The 13,219-nt window shown below is 73.4% G+C and carries 8 protein-coding genes; 3 read left to right on the top strand and 5 right to left on the bottom strand.

What is annotated here, in order from left to right; genetic code table 11:
- The first annotated feature begins 374 nt into the window (after positions 1 to 374).
- The 3 genes from CRV15_RS23520 to CRV15_RS23510 all read left to right on the top strand — a co-directional run bounded on the left by CRV15_RS23520 (position 375) and on the right by CRV15_RS23510 (position 3,822).
- Positions 375 to 1,352, top strand: coding sequence for a lytic polysaccharide monooxygenase auxiliary activity family 9 protein (locus CRV15_RS23520; protein ID WP_003959914.1), 978 nt, complete (start codon positions 375 to 377; stop codon positions 1,350 to 1,352).
- 284 nt (positions 1,353 to 1,636) lie between these two features.
- A complete protein-coding gene (locus CRV15_RS23515; protein WP_003959915.1) occupies positions 1,637 to 2,734 on the top strand; it encodes a hypothetical protein in 1,098 nt (365 codons plus the stop codon).
- A gap of 221 nt (positions 2,735 to 2,955) precedes the next feature.
- Positions 2,956 to 3,822, top strand: a complete 867-nt coding sequence (locus CRV15_RS23510) for an alpha/beta fold hydrolase (RefSeq protein WP_078564411.1) — start codon at positions 2,956 to 2,958, stop codon at positions 3,820 to 3,822.
- A gap of 81 nt (positions 3,823 to 3,903) precedes the next feature.
- On the opposite strand, the gene fxsT is transcribed toward CRV15_RS23510, so the two are convergent.
- From fxsT to fxsA, 5 genes are read right to left on the bottom strand one after another with little or no spacing between them, the layout of a single operon-like run.
- Positions 3,904 to 7,848, bottom strand: coding sequence for an FxSxx-COOH system tetratricopeptide repeat protein (gene fxsT, locus CRV15_RS23505; RefSeq protein WP_003959917.1), 3,945 nt, complete (start codon positions 7,846 to 7,848; stop codon positions 3,904 to 3,906).
- Positions 7,832 to 9,232 carry a TIR-like protein FxsC gene (locus CRV15_RS23500; RefSeq protein ID WP_003959918.1) on the bottom strand — a complete coding sequence of 467 codons (1,401 nt, stop codon included), beginning with the start codon at positions 9,230 to 9,232 and terminating at the stop codon, positions 7,832 to 7,834. The genes fxsT and CRV15_RS23500 overlap by 17 nt, the downstream gene beginning before the upstream one ends.
- Before the next feature lie 44 nt (positions 9,233 to 9,276).
- Entirely contained in the window at positions 9,277 to 10,209 is a 933-nt protein-coding gene (locus CRV15_RS23495; RefSeq protein ID WP_003959919.1) for an AAC(3) family N-acetyltransferase, read from the bottom strand.
- Entirely contained in the window at positions 10,202 to 12,835 is a 2,634-nt protein-coding gene (fxsBH, locus tag CRV15_RS23490; RefSeq protein WP_003959920.1) for a radical SAM/SPASM protein FxsBH, inactivated beta-hydroxylase extension form, read from the bottom strand. Before fxsBH ends, CRV15_RS23495 begins: the two co-directional genes overlap by 8 nt.
- Positions 12,836 to 12,855: 20 nt before the next feature.
- On the bottom strand, positions 12,856 to 13,017 hold the full coding sequence (fxsA, locus tag CRV15_RS23485) for an FxSxx-COOH cyclophane-containing RiPP peptide (RefSeq protein WP_009995654.1): 162 nt from the start codon (positions 13,015 to 13,017) through the stop codon (positions 12,856 to 12,858).
- Between the last annotated feature and the right edge of the window lie 202 nt (positions 13,018 to 13,219).

Genomic DNA, 13,219 nt, shown 5'->3' with positions numbered 1-13,219 from the left:
ACCGGTTCATCCGGACGGGCGAGGGCGCTCCACGTACATGGTTGACCACTGCACGTCCACCCCGGCGGTACGCCCGCCCCCTGGGCCTCGTCCGCAGGTCACAGCGGTGCGCTCGGTTACCTTCGCGAACGTCCCACAGGCTCCCCGCCACGGCTCGGCCGGTCCTCACCACGGTTTCCTCAGCCGCCGCTTAGCGCTTCCTTAAGGCAAGGATAAGGACCGCGCCCCGGTCCCTCTCCCTGGCGACTCCCCGGTTTCGAACAGCTAACTTGCTGCTCACCGGGGCTGGTTCGAACAAGTGCCGACGAGTCCGTACGTCCGGCGCGAGCTGTCGGACCGGCCCCGGAACCCCCCACTCATCAAGGAGAGTTCCCATGACCACTCGCCGCACGGCGGCCGTCGCCGCCGCCCTGGGTGTCGTCCCGCTCGCCCTGACCGCGCTGACCGTGACGCCCGCCGCAGCCCACGGCTCGATGCTCGACCCGGTCAGCCGGGTGTCCGCGTGTTTCGCCGAGGGCCCGGAGAGCCCGGACTCCGCCGCCTGCAAGGCTATGGTCGCGGCCGGGGGCACCCAGCCGCTGTACGACTGGAACGAGGTGAACATCGGCGACGCCGCGGGCCGCCACCGCCAGATCATCCCCGACGGCAAGCTGTGCAGCGTCGGCCGCGACAAGTACAAGGGCCTCGACGCGCCCCGCGCCGACTGGCCCTCCAGCCCGATGGCCGCAGGCAGCAAGACCTTCCGCTGGCGGGCCACCGCCCCCCACCGGGGCACGCTGGAGCTGTACATCACCCGCGAGGGGTACGACCCGACCAAGCCGCTGAAGTGGTCCGACCTGGAGGCCCAGCCCTTCGCCAAGGTCACCGACCCGCGGCTGGAGAACGGCTCCTATGTCTTCGACGGCCAGGTGCCGAACCGGACCGGCCGTCATCTGATCTACTCGATCCTCCAGCGCTCGGACTCCCCCGAGGCGTTCTACACCTGCTCCGACGTGGTCTTCGGCGGCAAGGCCCCGGCCGGGGCCCCGGCGGCCCAGGCCCCCAGCGAGAACGCCATCGAGCAGGGCGCGGGCAACTCCTCCGTCGACCACGGCGGCCACGGCGGTGACACCGCGGCCGAGAAGAAGGCGAACGCCGAGCACGTCGCCCAGCGGACCGGTGGCGGCAACGCCCCGCAGACGCAGGTCGCGCACACCACCGAGCTGGCCGCCACGAGCGAGCAGGCCCTGGCCGAGACCGGCGGCGACAGCACCAGCATGTACATCGCCATCGGCGGTGCGGCGGCGCTCGCGCTCGGCGCGGCCGGGATGTTCGCCTCCGCCCGCCGCCGGGCCGGCGGATCGGCCATCTGACCCGGCCTCCAGGGACCGCACCCCCGGCCGGACCCGCACCCCCGGCCGGACCCGCGCCCCGGGCCGGGGCGCGCTCACTCCCCGAACGCGCCCCGGCCCGGCACCGGCACCGCCCGGAGCCACAACCGCCCGGTGCCGTCGCCACCGGGTGCCCCGACCGCCGGGGGTCCGTCCGCCACCACGGCCGGACCCCCGGTCCGCGCCCGCCCTGCCCGGGGCGGGCGCATCGGCCATTCGGCCGCGTACCGCCTGCGTACGGGCCCCGGGCCACGGAGCGTGGGGCCATGAAGCGCACATCGGACGGCCCCCCGGACGGCGCCTCCACGGCCGGACCCGCCGCGCCCACCGGCTTTCTCGCCGAGGTCAGGGACGCGGTGAGCGTGCGGGCCGCCCTGCTCGTCATCGGGGTGCTGCTGCTCCAGCTCGCGTTCATCACCTCGTACATCGGCGCCTTCCACGAGCCCAGGCCCCATGAGGTGCCCCTGGCGGTCGCCGCCCCGGACCCGCTGACCACCGCCGGGACCGTGCGCGGGCTCGCCGCGCTGCCCGGCGATCCGCTCGACCCCCGGGCCGTGGCGGACGAGGCGGAGGCCCGGCGGCAGATCGAGAACCGGGACGTCGACGGGGCCCTGATCGTCGACCCCCGGGGCACCACCGACCGGCTGCTGGTCGCGAGCGCGGCGGGCGCCTCCCTGGCCGACGCGCTGGCCGGGGCCGTCGGGGCCGCCGAACAGCGGCAGGGGCGGACGGTCCGGGTGACCGACGTCGTGCCCAACGCCGCCGGGGACGCGCGCGGACTCTCCTCGTTCTATCTGGTCATCGGCTGGTGCGTGGGCGGCTATCTGTGCGCCGCGGTCCTCGCCATCAGCGCCGGGGCCCGGCCCGCCAACATCCACCGGGCCCTGATCCGGCTCGGGGTGCTGCTGCTGTACTCGATCGCCGCCGGGCTGCTGGGCACCGTGATCGCCGGTCCCGTCCTTCAGGCGCTGCCGGGCGGCGTCGCGCCGCTGTGGGGCCTCGGCACCCTGCTGGTGTTCACGGTCGGCGCGATCACCCTCGCCCTCCAGGGGCTGCTCGGCATCGTCGGGATCGGGCTGGCCATCGCGCTCGTGGTCGTCCTCGGCAACCCCAGCGCGGGCGGTGCCTACCCCTGGCCGATGCTGCCGCCGTTCTGGAGCGCGATCGGACCCGCCCTGCCACCGGGCGCGGGCACCTTCGCCGCCCGTTCGATCAGCTACTTCCACGGCCATGCGGTGGGGGGCCCGCTGCTGGTCCTCGCCGCGTGGGCGGTGGCGGGCTCCGTGGTCACCCTGGTGTGCGCGACGGCCCGCACCCTCACCGGCGACCGGCCCGCCGCCCCCGCCGGGACCACGGCCCCGTGAACCGGCCGGGCGGACACGGCAGGTGATGGGGCGGATACGACGGGTGCTCACGGAGTTTCCACCGAGCCCGGACCGCATAGGTGCGCCCATTCGGCGGTAATCCCCGAATAGCGGCCCGGACGGACGCCCCGGCGGCGTGGCAGGGCCGACACTGAAGGGGTGAGGCAGTGCCAGAGGCCCACGAGGACCCGGACGACGGCAGACGGCGAAGGGGGCGGGGGTTGCGACATCGGGTGCGCACGTCCGACGGGCGGCATCTGATGGTGGAGCGGCTGGGGGATCCGCACGGCAGGCCCGTCTTCCTGCTGCACGGCACCCCCGGCTGCCGACTGGGCCCGGCGCCGCGCGGCATGGTGCTCTACCAGCGGCGCACCCAGCTCATCGCCTATGACCGCCCCGGCTACGGCGGTTCGGACCGGCTGCCCGGGCGCAGTGTCGCCGATGTCGCCCGGGATGTCCGGGACATCGCCGACGAGCTGGGGCTCGACCGGTTCGCGGTGGTGGGCCGCTCGGGCGGGGCCCCGCACGCGCTGGCCTGCGCCGCGCTGCTGCCGGAACGGGTCACCCGGGCCGCCGCGCTGGTGACGCTGGCACCCCGGGACGCGGCCGGACTCGACTGGTTCGAGGGGATGGCGGCCTCCAACGTCCTGGAGTACACCTTCGCGTCGGACCACCCGGACGTGCTGACCGAACGGTTCATCCTGCGGTCGGCCCAGATCCGCGAGGACCCGATCCGGCTCCTCAACGACCTGCGCAAGGAGCTGACGGAGTCGGACCGGATGGTGGTCCAGGACGCGGGGGTGCGCGGCATGCTGCTGCGCAACTACCAGGAGGCGCTGCGGACCTCGGCGTACGGCTGGATCGACGACGCGCTGGCGTTCAGCAGCCCCTGGGGGTTCGACCCGGCGGACATCAAGGCCCCGGTGATGCTCTGGCACGGGGAGAAGGACGTGTTCTCCCCGGTGGGGCACTCGCGCTGGCTCGCGGAGCGCATCCCCGGGGCGACAGCGGTCCTGGAGCCGAGCGCCGCGCACTTCGACGCGCTGCACGCGCTGCCCCGGGCGCTGACCTGGCTGGTGGAGGAGTGAGCGCCGGGGGCGGCGCGCCGTACGCGCCGCCCCCGGCACCCGCCGCTCCGGTGGACGCCGTCCGGCGCGCGGAGCGACGGCTCAGACGGCGAGCGGTTCGAGGTCGCGGTGCACCCGCCGCTCGTCCCGGGCCAGCCGGGCCAGCGCGTGTTCCTCACCGAGCTGACGGGTCAGCTCCTCCACGGTCTCCGTGCGCAGCCGGGCCGCCTCCGCCTTGCGCCCCAGCCCGCCCAGGGTGACCGCGACGTTCGAGGTCACGCCCAGCACCTCGGGGTGGTGCGCCCCCAGCGCCTCGCGCAGCCGGGTCACCGAGCGCTGCTCGATCTCCAGCGCCTCCGCCAGGGCCCCGAGGTCCGCCTTGGCGTTGGCGAGGTTGATGGTGCTGTAGAGGTAGTGCGGATGGCCGTCGCCGAGGACTTCCCGCATCTGGACGCCCACCGCGGTCAGCAGCTCCTCGGCCGCCTCCGGGTCGCCGCAGCCCCACTGGTAGATGCCCAGGTTGTTGATTGCCGCGAGGGTGTACGGGTGCCGCTCCCCCGGCATCACCCGGTACTGGTCCACGATCTCCTGGGCCAGGTCCCGCGCGGCGACGGGTTCCCCCGCCGCGAAGAGATCGGCCGCGAGGTTGAGATCGCAGGCGAGGGAGTCCGGGTTGGCGGAGGTGTAGCGGGAGCGGTAGCGGTTGCGGGTGGCCGTGGTGAGCCGCCGGGCGTCGTCGAGGCGGCCCGCCCTGCGCAGCGAGACGGCCAGGCTCTTGGCCGCCGCGAGGGTACCCGGAAAGGTCCGTCCGAGCCGCTGCTTGTACAGCTCGTAGGTCCGGGCGAGCACGGTCACGGAGTCGTCGTACCGCCCCATCTCGCGCAGGTCGCGCGCGAGGGAGGTGGCGGAAGAGAGGGTGTACGGGTGTTCGGCGCCCAGGACTTCCGTCCGCCGGTCGAAGACGTCCTGGTCGATCTCGCGGGCCCGGGAGTACTGGCCCATCATCCGCAGATTGAGCGCGAGGTTGTTGGCGGCGGCCAGGGTACGGGGGTGGGACTCGTGGAAGATCTGGCTGAAGCCGTCGTGGGCCTCCCGGGCCAGCTCCATCGCCCTGCTGTAGTGGCCGAGGGTGCCGAGGTCCATCGCCAGTCCGCTGGTGGTCATATAGGTGTGCGGATGGGTGGCGCCGAGCACCCGCCGCTGGCGCTCCAGGGTCTCCTCGTCCAGCGTCCTGGCCTCCTTGTAGCGGCCCTGGGAGCGGTAGAGGTTGGAGATGTGGAAGCAGAGGTAGAGGTACTGGAGGTCGTCGGTGCCGAGCATGGCCCGCCAGTCCTCGCGCACCTCGTCGGCGATGCCCCGGGCGGTCACCCAGTCGCCGCGCTTCCACAGATAGCGGACCCGGTCGATGAGGAGCCTGCGGGTCTCGGGCTCGGTGCAGTTGTGCGCGTCCGACGGGGCCAGATGCGGCCAGATGGTGGCGAACCGCTCCCAGGTGCCGGGGTTGTCGATCGGCTCGTCGTCGTCGGGCCGGGCCCCGGCGAGCACCCGGTGGACGGCGTGCCGGGCGTCGCGCTGCTCCTCCTCGGTGAGCTGGGCCCGGATCACCGCCTGGACCAGCCGGTGCACCTGGATGCTGTTGTTGACCTGGTCGACCTTGGCGAGGGCGAACCGGCCGATCTCCCGGATCACCCGGCCGAGCACCAGCTTCTCCTGGAGGGAGGCGTCGTACGGCTTGAGGGCGTCGATCATCTCCTTGCTGTAGAGGAGGTTCGCGGAGATCGGCTCGGGGGCGAAGAAGGCGCAGAGCTGAAGCAGCCGGACCGCCGCAGGTGAGCGCTCCTTCAGCTTCTCGATGGAGACGTTCCAGGTGGCGGCGACCGGCTCGGGGTAGCCCGCGGGCTGGTTGAGGGCGAGCACGCTGGTGGCCTGCTCGCGCAGCCGGTCCAGATACTCGGCGACCGGGGTCGCGGTCTCGGCGATCCAGGCGGCGGCCTGCTCGACGGCGAGCGGCAGATCGCCGACGGCGGTGGCGACCTGGTCGGCGTCCTCGGTGGTGAGCCCGCGGGCGCGCCGCTGGAGGTGTTCGACGGACTCCTCGCGGGTGAAGACGTCGATGGCGAGGGCGTCGCCGTACTGCGACCAGGTCTGGTTGCGGGAGGTGACGAGGATATGGCCGGGGCCCTGGGGCGGGAAGAAGCGTTTGAGCTGCTCGGGGTCGTCGGCGTTGTCGAAGACCAGCAGCCAGCGGGCGTGGGGCGCCCCGCGCCGCAGCAGGTCGATGGCCTCCTGGGAGGCGGCGGCCATGTCCTCGCCGCCCTGGGCGCCGAGCCGGACGGCGAGTTCGGCGAGCCCGGCGATGACGTCGTCGGGCTGTTCGGCGGAGATCCACCAGACCAGGTCGTAGTCGGCCATGAAGCGGTGCACGTACTCGATGGCGACCTGGGTCTTGCCGACGCCGCCGAGGCCGTAGAGGGTCTGCGGCTGGGGCAGCACGGCGGCCACCGACATCCCGCCGCCGAGCCGGTCGCGCATCTGCTCCAGGGCGGTGGAACGGCCGGTGAAGCCGGGGTTCCGGGGCGGCGCGTTCCAGATCTTGGGGACGGTGCCGGGGAAGCGCGGTCCGGGTGCCTGGCCGGTGTCGGCGAGCTGGACGGGGCGGTCGAGTGCGCGCAGCAGGGCGCCGGTGGCCTGGGCCTCGTCGAGCCGGAAGAGGTCGACGGGGTTGCGGTCGATGTAGGGCGCGCTGAGCCGGACGTCGCCGACCCGGACGGGGAGGAGGTGGTGGCGCGAGCCCCCGGCGTCCTCGGCGGAGGTCCGCTGCCACAGCTCGACCGCCCGGGGGGACTTGAGATAGGCGGCGGAGAGGAGCACCACGGTCCGGGTGGGGTTCTGGGCGGGGTGCTCCTCGTCGGCGGTGCCGGGCCCGGCGGAGACGTCCCGGGGGACGACCCGGAATCCGGCCTGGGTGAGCAGGGACTCGATCCAGTCGGCCCACATCCGGTTCTCGGCGACATAGCTGAGGAACAGATCGGCGGGGAGCGCGGGCCTGCGCCGGGTGAAGGCGTCCTTGATCCGCAGCCGGATCTCGTCGTTCATCGGGGGCATGGCGGTGATCTGCTGCCCGGTGACGACGGCGGTGAGCCGTTCGAAGGCGGAGAGCAGGGAGTTGGTGAGTCCGGTCTCGTCACCGAAGGTGGCGAGGGTCTCCTCGTAGGCGTAGTAGGGGCGGTAGGGGATCTCCACGGCGCCCCAGTAGGAGGTGAGTTCGTCGCCGCTCAGTCCGGTGGGGAAACGGTCGAACTTGACCCGGGCCAGGGCCCGTCCGGCGTCCGCCTTCTCCTTCTCGCCCTCGTCGATGCGCATGGGGACGGGGTAGATCCGGATGCCGCGTCCGCCGTAGCGCTCGTCGATCTGGCGGGCGACGGCGGCGGCCCCGTCGATGGACTGGTCGCTGAGGGTGAAGCAGTCGACCAGGATGTCCGGGAGATGGACGGTGCAGATGTCGGCGATGTCGCTCAGCCCGGTCCGGCTGTCGATGAGGACGTAGTCGTAGTGGGCCTTCATGTCCTCGCGCAGCGCGTCGAAGAAGAGGCCGCCGCCGAGCCGGTCGTAGAAGTTGTCCCAGTCGAACGTGGAGACGGTGGCGGAGTACTCGCGGTTCTGCCGGCCCGCGGAGACGAAGTCCAGGGTGCCGCCGCCCGGGAACTCCCAGCCCAGGTTCTCCGGGGTGAGGGAGACGGCGTGCGGCTGGATACGCGCGTAGTCCACGTGCCAGTCGTCCCGGCGGCCGGTGTCGGGTGTGATGGCGGCCCAGGCGTACTCGGTGATCAGATCGATGACCCCGGTGGTGGCCCCGAGGGTCGAGGGGTCGAGAAAGGGATGGAAGAAGCGGTGCAGTCCGGGCGCCTCCAGATCCCAGTCCACGGCGAGGACGCGCTGCCCGTTGGCGGCGAGGATCCATGCCGTGTTGGCGAGGGCCATGGTGCGGCCGGTGCCGCCCTTGTACGAGTAGAAGGTGACGATGCGTCCGTCACGACTGGCTGTCATCCGTGTCCTCCGCATCGGGGGGTGTGCCGCGGGTGGCGCTGGTGCAGGGGGTGGAACCGAAACCGGCCGTGGGACCGGCGAGCCGGGCCCGGACGGGGCGGATGGCCCCGGGCGACGGGCTGGGTGCGAACGCGGTGGCGTGCCGCAGATACTCCTGTGCCGCCGCCTCCACGACCTGGGGCAGGATCTGCCCGAAGGCCTCCATGCTGAAGACGCCGCGGGCGGCGGCGCGGCAGGCGGCACGGCCCTGGCTCATCTGGTGCGGCATGGTGCGCTCCAGTTTCTCGACGAGCTGGGCCTCGGATATCCGGCTCTGCGGGTCCTCCCGGTTCCAGGCCACGACGACGCCGACCCAGGGCCTGGGGGTGGCGTCGAAGGCGGCCAGCCGGGCACAGCGGTCGTCGTCCTCCAGGGCCCACCGGTCGACCAGCAGGATCTCGGGCCGGCCGGGCGGCTGGCCCGGCGCGGGCGGCAGCTCGTGGTCGAACGAGGAGACGGTGGCCTGGTAGTCGAGCGAGCGGACGAGGTCCTGGGCGATATAGGCGAGCGGTCTGGCCGAGTCCGGGTGGTACGGGTTCCAGTCCTGGGACTGCTTGCCGTAGTAGTCGGGGGCGCGCCCCTCCGGCAGGTCGTGGCGGGTGGGGGCGGCTATCGTCAGATGCATGGGGCGGGACGCGCCACTGGTCCTGCCGAAGGCGGAGGGCGCGAGTCCGTAGTCGACGGGGCTGCCGGGGGCGACCCGGGTGGAGTCGGCCACGCTGACGATACGTTTGGCCAGCTCGTAGACGGCCGCCTCGTACTCCTCGGCGAAGATGCGGAGTTTGATGAGGCCGTAGAGGCCGTCGGTGACATAGCGGTCGCCGAAGTCCCGGTGGTTGAACTGGAGCCGCTTGGCCGGTCCGGGCATGTGCTCCGGCGGCATGGGGACCCAGAGCGCGGGCACGATGGCCTCGGCCGAGCGATTGTGCTTGGCCTGGTGGTAGATCGCCCGCTGGGCGAAGGCGTACCACTCCTTTCCGCACATCTCGCTGGCGAAGTAGCGCGGGGAGAAGAGCGGGACGAAGACCCGGCAGGTGGCGAGCGCTTCGCCGAGCCGTTCCGACCAGCCCTCACCCGAACGGATCTCCCGGTCCATGAATCCGGCGGGGGCTCCCGCCGGAAGGTCGGTCATGGCCATCACATGGCCGCACAGATCCCGGAAGAGCCGTTCCACCCACATGTCCGGATCGGGGCCCCCGCCCCCGTACCGAGGAGTATGTGCATAACTCAAGAAAAAGTACGGCCGATGGTCCGGCGCACGTTGCGCTGAATCCGACACACGACCCCCGTCCTGTGTGAACACCCGCCTCCGCGCCCTCGTTCCGTTCGGGCACGGCGATGCCATCATTCTGGAGCGCGCTCCAGTTCCGACCCCCGCTGTCCTGTCGTTCAGTGCCGTTTTTCAGTCATCCACTCCACCGCGTGATCAACGGCGGCCCGGAGCGGAAAGAGAAGCGCCGAACGGTTTCCCAGACGTCCCTTCCGTGCCATTCCCCTGGTGAACGCGGCGCCGATCGCGCCGAAGTCGCTGTCGTCGAGGCGGACGTCCTCGTACTCCGTCCATTTCTTACCCCCGTCGGGCGTCGGAACTACACAACGATACGTCCGAAGGGGCGCGTTGACCCGGTATTCGGCGAGATGAAATGCGGTGCAGACCTCGAATCCCACATTGATCATCAGAACGTGCGCGGCGGCGCGGTAGAGAGCGCCCAGCGGGGAGTTCTCGCCGAGGTGCGAGTGGAGCGGATGGTGCGCGAGCAATTCCGCGGCGTGGTGTCCGACGGCGGCGAACGAGGTCTGCGGATGGGCGGAACGGACGGCTCCGGGGGCGGTGCGGACAGACTCGGCCAGCCTGCCCATGCCCTGGCTCGGGGTGGTGGCCGCGTCGAAGGGCGGCATGGCCGCGCGGAAGGCCCGTGCCCCGTCCGGGGTGAGGCCCGCGACCAGGGCGCGGTAGGCGTCGGACGTGTCGGAGTTGGCCGCGGTGAAGGCGGGGACGACCAGGGTGCCGCCGGGGCCGAGGGCGTCGGTGAGCGCCTGCCGGAGGGTGTCCGGGGGGACCCCCGTGCCCCGGAGCCCGGCATGGACCAGCAGGGTCGTGCCGGGCCGCACGCCGAGGGCGCGGAAGGAGCGCGCGAGGTGTGCGCGGCCGGGTCCGCCTCGCGCGGCCGTGCTTCCCCTTGGCCGGATGCCGTCCACGGGGGCGGTGCGGACGGAGGGCTCCGGGGCGGCCCGGAGCAGGCCCGGTGAGCCGTCCGGCGGGAGCGGCCGGACGGCGGGGGCGGGCGGCACGGCGGCGGTGGGCGGGTCCGGCTCAGCCATGGCCGGGGGCCGGCGGTCCGGCCGGTCCCGCTCCGGTCCCGTCCAGGGCGGGCGCGGGGGGAGCCCCGGGGGCCGGGGCGGACGGGGCGGCATCGGCGGGGGCGGACAGCGCGGGGACTCCGTCGACGGGGGCGGAGGCCGGGGCTCCGGGGAAAGGCGCTTCCGAGGGGGGAGCCACCGGAGCCGGGACGCCGCCCGTCGGGCCTCCCGGAGCCGGAGCCGCCGGAGCCGGGGCCCCAGCGGAAGAAGGGGCCGGGGCCTCCGGGACGGGCGCTCCCCCGGCAGGGGCTCCCCCCGTCGGGGATGCCGGGCCCGCAGCGCCGGGGCGGGCCGGGGCGGCCCCGGGGCGGTCGGCCCGTTCCGCCGGTTCCGTCAACTCCTCCCGGAGCCGGGCGAGGAACCGGTGTCCGGCGACGGACAGCTCCGGCGCCCCGTCGAGGGCGTCCAGGGCGGCTCGCGCGGGAGCGGCCGCGCCGGGGTCCAGGGCGGCGAGGGCGACCCGTTCCACGGCGCCCGCGAGCAGTTCGGAGACGGGGACCTCCGCGCCCTCCTGCCACGGGGCCGGATACCGCCACCAGCCGTCCTCGGCGTACAGGTCGCACACGTCGAGCAGGGCCGCGAGCCGGGCCGCCGCCAGACCGCGCAGGAGCAGGGCCGCCAGCTCGCCGGGGGTGCCCGGCAGCGCGAGCCCCAGCGCACCGTGGCCGTGCCCGCCGACGGCCGCCTCGGATGTGGCGGACCGGCCGGGGACCGGCGCCGCGGCGCGGGTCCCGGGGTCCAGCGGGGTGAGCGTCGTCAGCGCGGCGGCGGCCTCGGCGGCCTGCCGGGGGGCGGCCCGGAGCAGCAGCTCCCATGCCCCGGTCAGCCGTTCGTCCCACGCGGCGGCCTCGGCCCCGGTGAGCCGCCCCCGTACCGGCGGACCGAAACAGTCCCGGTGGGGGTCGAGATCGTCGAGGAGCAGCAGGGGCGCACCGCCCCGGCCGCCGACCGTGCGCACCGGGTCCCAGCGCTCGTCGGCGGCGGCCGGGGAACCGAGCGCGACCCGGATCGGGGGGCGGCCGTCGGGCGTGACCGAGAACCCCCCCTCCTCGGCCCGGATGTCCGCCTCCCCGGACGCCCCGGAGCCGCCGAGACGCAGCCGTCCGAGCGCGGGGAGCTGGAGCACCCCGTTCTCGTACACCACCCGGACGGGGGTGGGGTCGCCCGCGCGGATCAGGGCGGCGGCGAGATGGGCGGAGAGCCGCAGGGCCTCGGGGACGGCCCCGGGGCGGTCCGCCGCGAGCGCGGCGAGGGTGCGGCGCAGCCAGGTGTGGGTGTAGGGGTGGGCGCAGACGGCGTCGAGAGGCCCGCCGTCGGTGTCGAGGGCGAGGGCCAGCTCCCAGGCGCGGTCCCAGGCGGCGCCGCCGCGCCCGGCGAGTTCGGTGTGGAGCAGGGCGAGCAGGATCCGGGTCAGCTCCCGGTGCTCGGTCCGCAGGGCGGCGGTGGAGGTGACGGCGGCGGGGATCAGTCCGGGCGCGGCGCGCCGTTCGACCCCCCGGATCAGTGCCTCCAGGTCGGCGCAGTAGACGGAGGTGTGGTCGAAGCCGTGGGCGGCGCCGTAGCGGTGGGTGTAGAGGCCGCCGCCGCAGGAGCGGACCACGGGGCAGCGGCGGCAGACGGCGCTGACGCCGTCGAGCCCCTGCTGCCGGGCCTGCACCCCGGGGTGCGAGGCCACCAGGTCGAAGGGGTGGGTGAAGACGTCGAACCCGGTGGCGGCGGCGCCGTCGTAGGCGCTCTTGAGGGAGTCGACCTGTTCGAGGGTGCCGTCGGTCTCCACGACGACGAGATCGGTGGGGGCGAGCCCCAGGGACTCGGTGAGGCTGGGTCCGCCCGCGAGGGTGGAGAGGACGGAGTCGAAGAGCCGGACGGGCAGCGGCCGCCCCTGGGCGTCCCAGCGGTCGAAGACGGTCAGCAGCCAGTCGGCGTAGGCGGTCGGCGAGCCGTCGGGGCGCTCGGGCGGGGTGTCCCAGGTCGCGTGCGGCAGCAGGAAGTCGATGCGCGGGGGCTCCAGCGCGGCGAGCGCGTCGTACACGGCGACGGGGTCGTTGGCGACGTCGATCGTGCAGAGGAGCCCGAGGTAGAGGTGGCGCCAGCGTTCCTCGCGGAGCAGGGAGAGCGCCCTGAGGACGAGGGGGTGGCTGGTGCGTCCGTCGGCGAATCGGCGGTGCCGGTCGTTGGCGGCGCGGTCCCCGTCGAGGGAGACACCGACCCGGACCCCGAATTCGTCGAAGAGTTCGAGATAACGGGGGCCGAGTTGTAGACCGTTGGTGTGAATACGCAGGTCCAGCGCGGCCACTCCGTCGAGTGCGGAGGTCAGTTCCGCGCAGACCCGCCGCAGCCGCTCCGTGCCCGCGAGCAGTGGCTCCCCTCCGTGCAGGATCACCGACACGGAGGGCAGGGCATGGTTCTTGGCATGCTCGGCCAGTCGCAGAGCTGTCCAGGAAATCGCCTCATCGGTGATGGCCCTGGGACGGTTACGCCAACTGTGGTCGGCGTGCTCGTAGATATAGCAGTGGTCGCATGCGAGATCGCATCTGCTGTGGACCTTCAGAACGATCTCACGGAATGGGACCAGGGGTCCTTTCATTCCGTCAGTCTAGGGGCAGGCTAGAGGGCGGAGTTGAACGTGGCCGGGCGCCGGCTCCCGTCGGTGACGGGCAGAACGCGGGCCAGCTTGCGGGCCGCCTCGCCGGAGCGGACGTCCATCCGGCCGAGCGGGACCCGGCTGTGCTGCGCCGCGGTGAGGGGGGTGGTGTTCCGAGTGTTCATCGAGCGCGCTCCTTGTGTGCGTTTCCAGAGCTGTTCACCGCGCACCATTGCGATGGCGGCGGCACGACTTTACTCTCAAGCCCACTCCCGGCGCCGCCGCATGTGCACATGCCTCCGGCTGTTTTCCCCACATTCCCGCAGGCCGAGCAGGAACGGATCGGCGAATGATCACGGAGCGAGCAATTCCGTCCAACGAGTGACA

It is taken from the genome of Streptomyces clavuligerus, assembly GCF_005519465.1.
Taxonomy (GTDB): domain Bacteria; phylum Actinomycetota; class Actinomycetes; order Streptomycetales; family Streptomycetaceae; genus Streptomyces; species Streptomyces clavuligerus.
This window is presented reverse-complemented; position numbering and strand designations above follow the sequence as displayed.

Bases quoted from the DNA above. Each gene is read 5' to 3' on its own strand.
- fxsBH (WP_003959920.1), bottom strand. From the start codon at position 12,835: ATGAAAGGACCCCTGGTCCCATTCCGTGAGATCGTTCTGAAGGTCCAC.
- CRV15_RS23515 (WP_003959915.1), top strand. From the start codon at position 1,637: ATGAAGCGCACATCGGACGGCCCCCCGGACGGCGCCTCCACGGCCGGA.
- CRV15_RS23500 (WP_003959918.1), bottom strand. From the start codon at position 9,232: ATGGCATCGCCGTGCCCGAACGGAACGAGGGCGCGGAGGCGGGTGTTC.
- fxsA (WP_009995654.1), bottom strand. From the start codon at position 13,017: ATGAACACTCGGAACACCACCCCCCTCACCGCGGCGCAGCACAGCCGG.
- CRV15_RS23520 (WP_003959914.1), top strand. From the start codon at position 375: ATGACCACTCGCCGCACGGCGGCCGTCGCCGCCGCCCTGGGTGTCGTC.
- CRV15_RS23495 (WP_003959919.1), bottom strand. From the start codon at position 10,209: ATGGCTGAGCCGGACCCGCCCACCGCCGCCGTGCCGCCCGCCCCCGCC.
- fxsT (WP_003959917.1), bottom strand. From the start codon at position 7,848: ATGACAGCCAGTCGTGACGGACGCATCGTCACCTTCTACTCGTACAAG.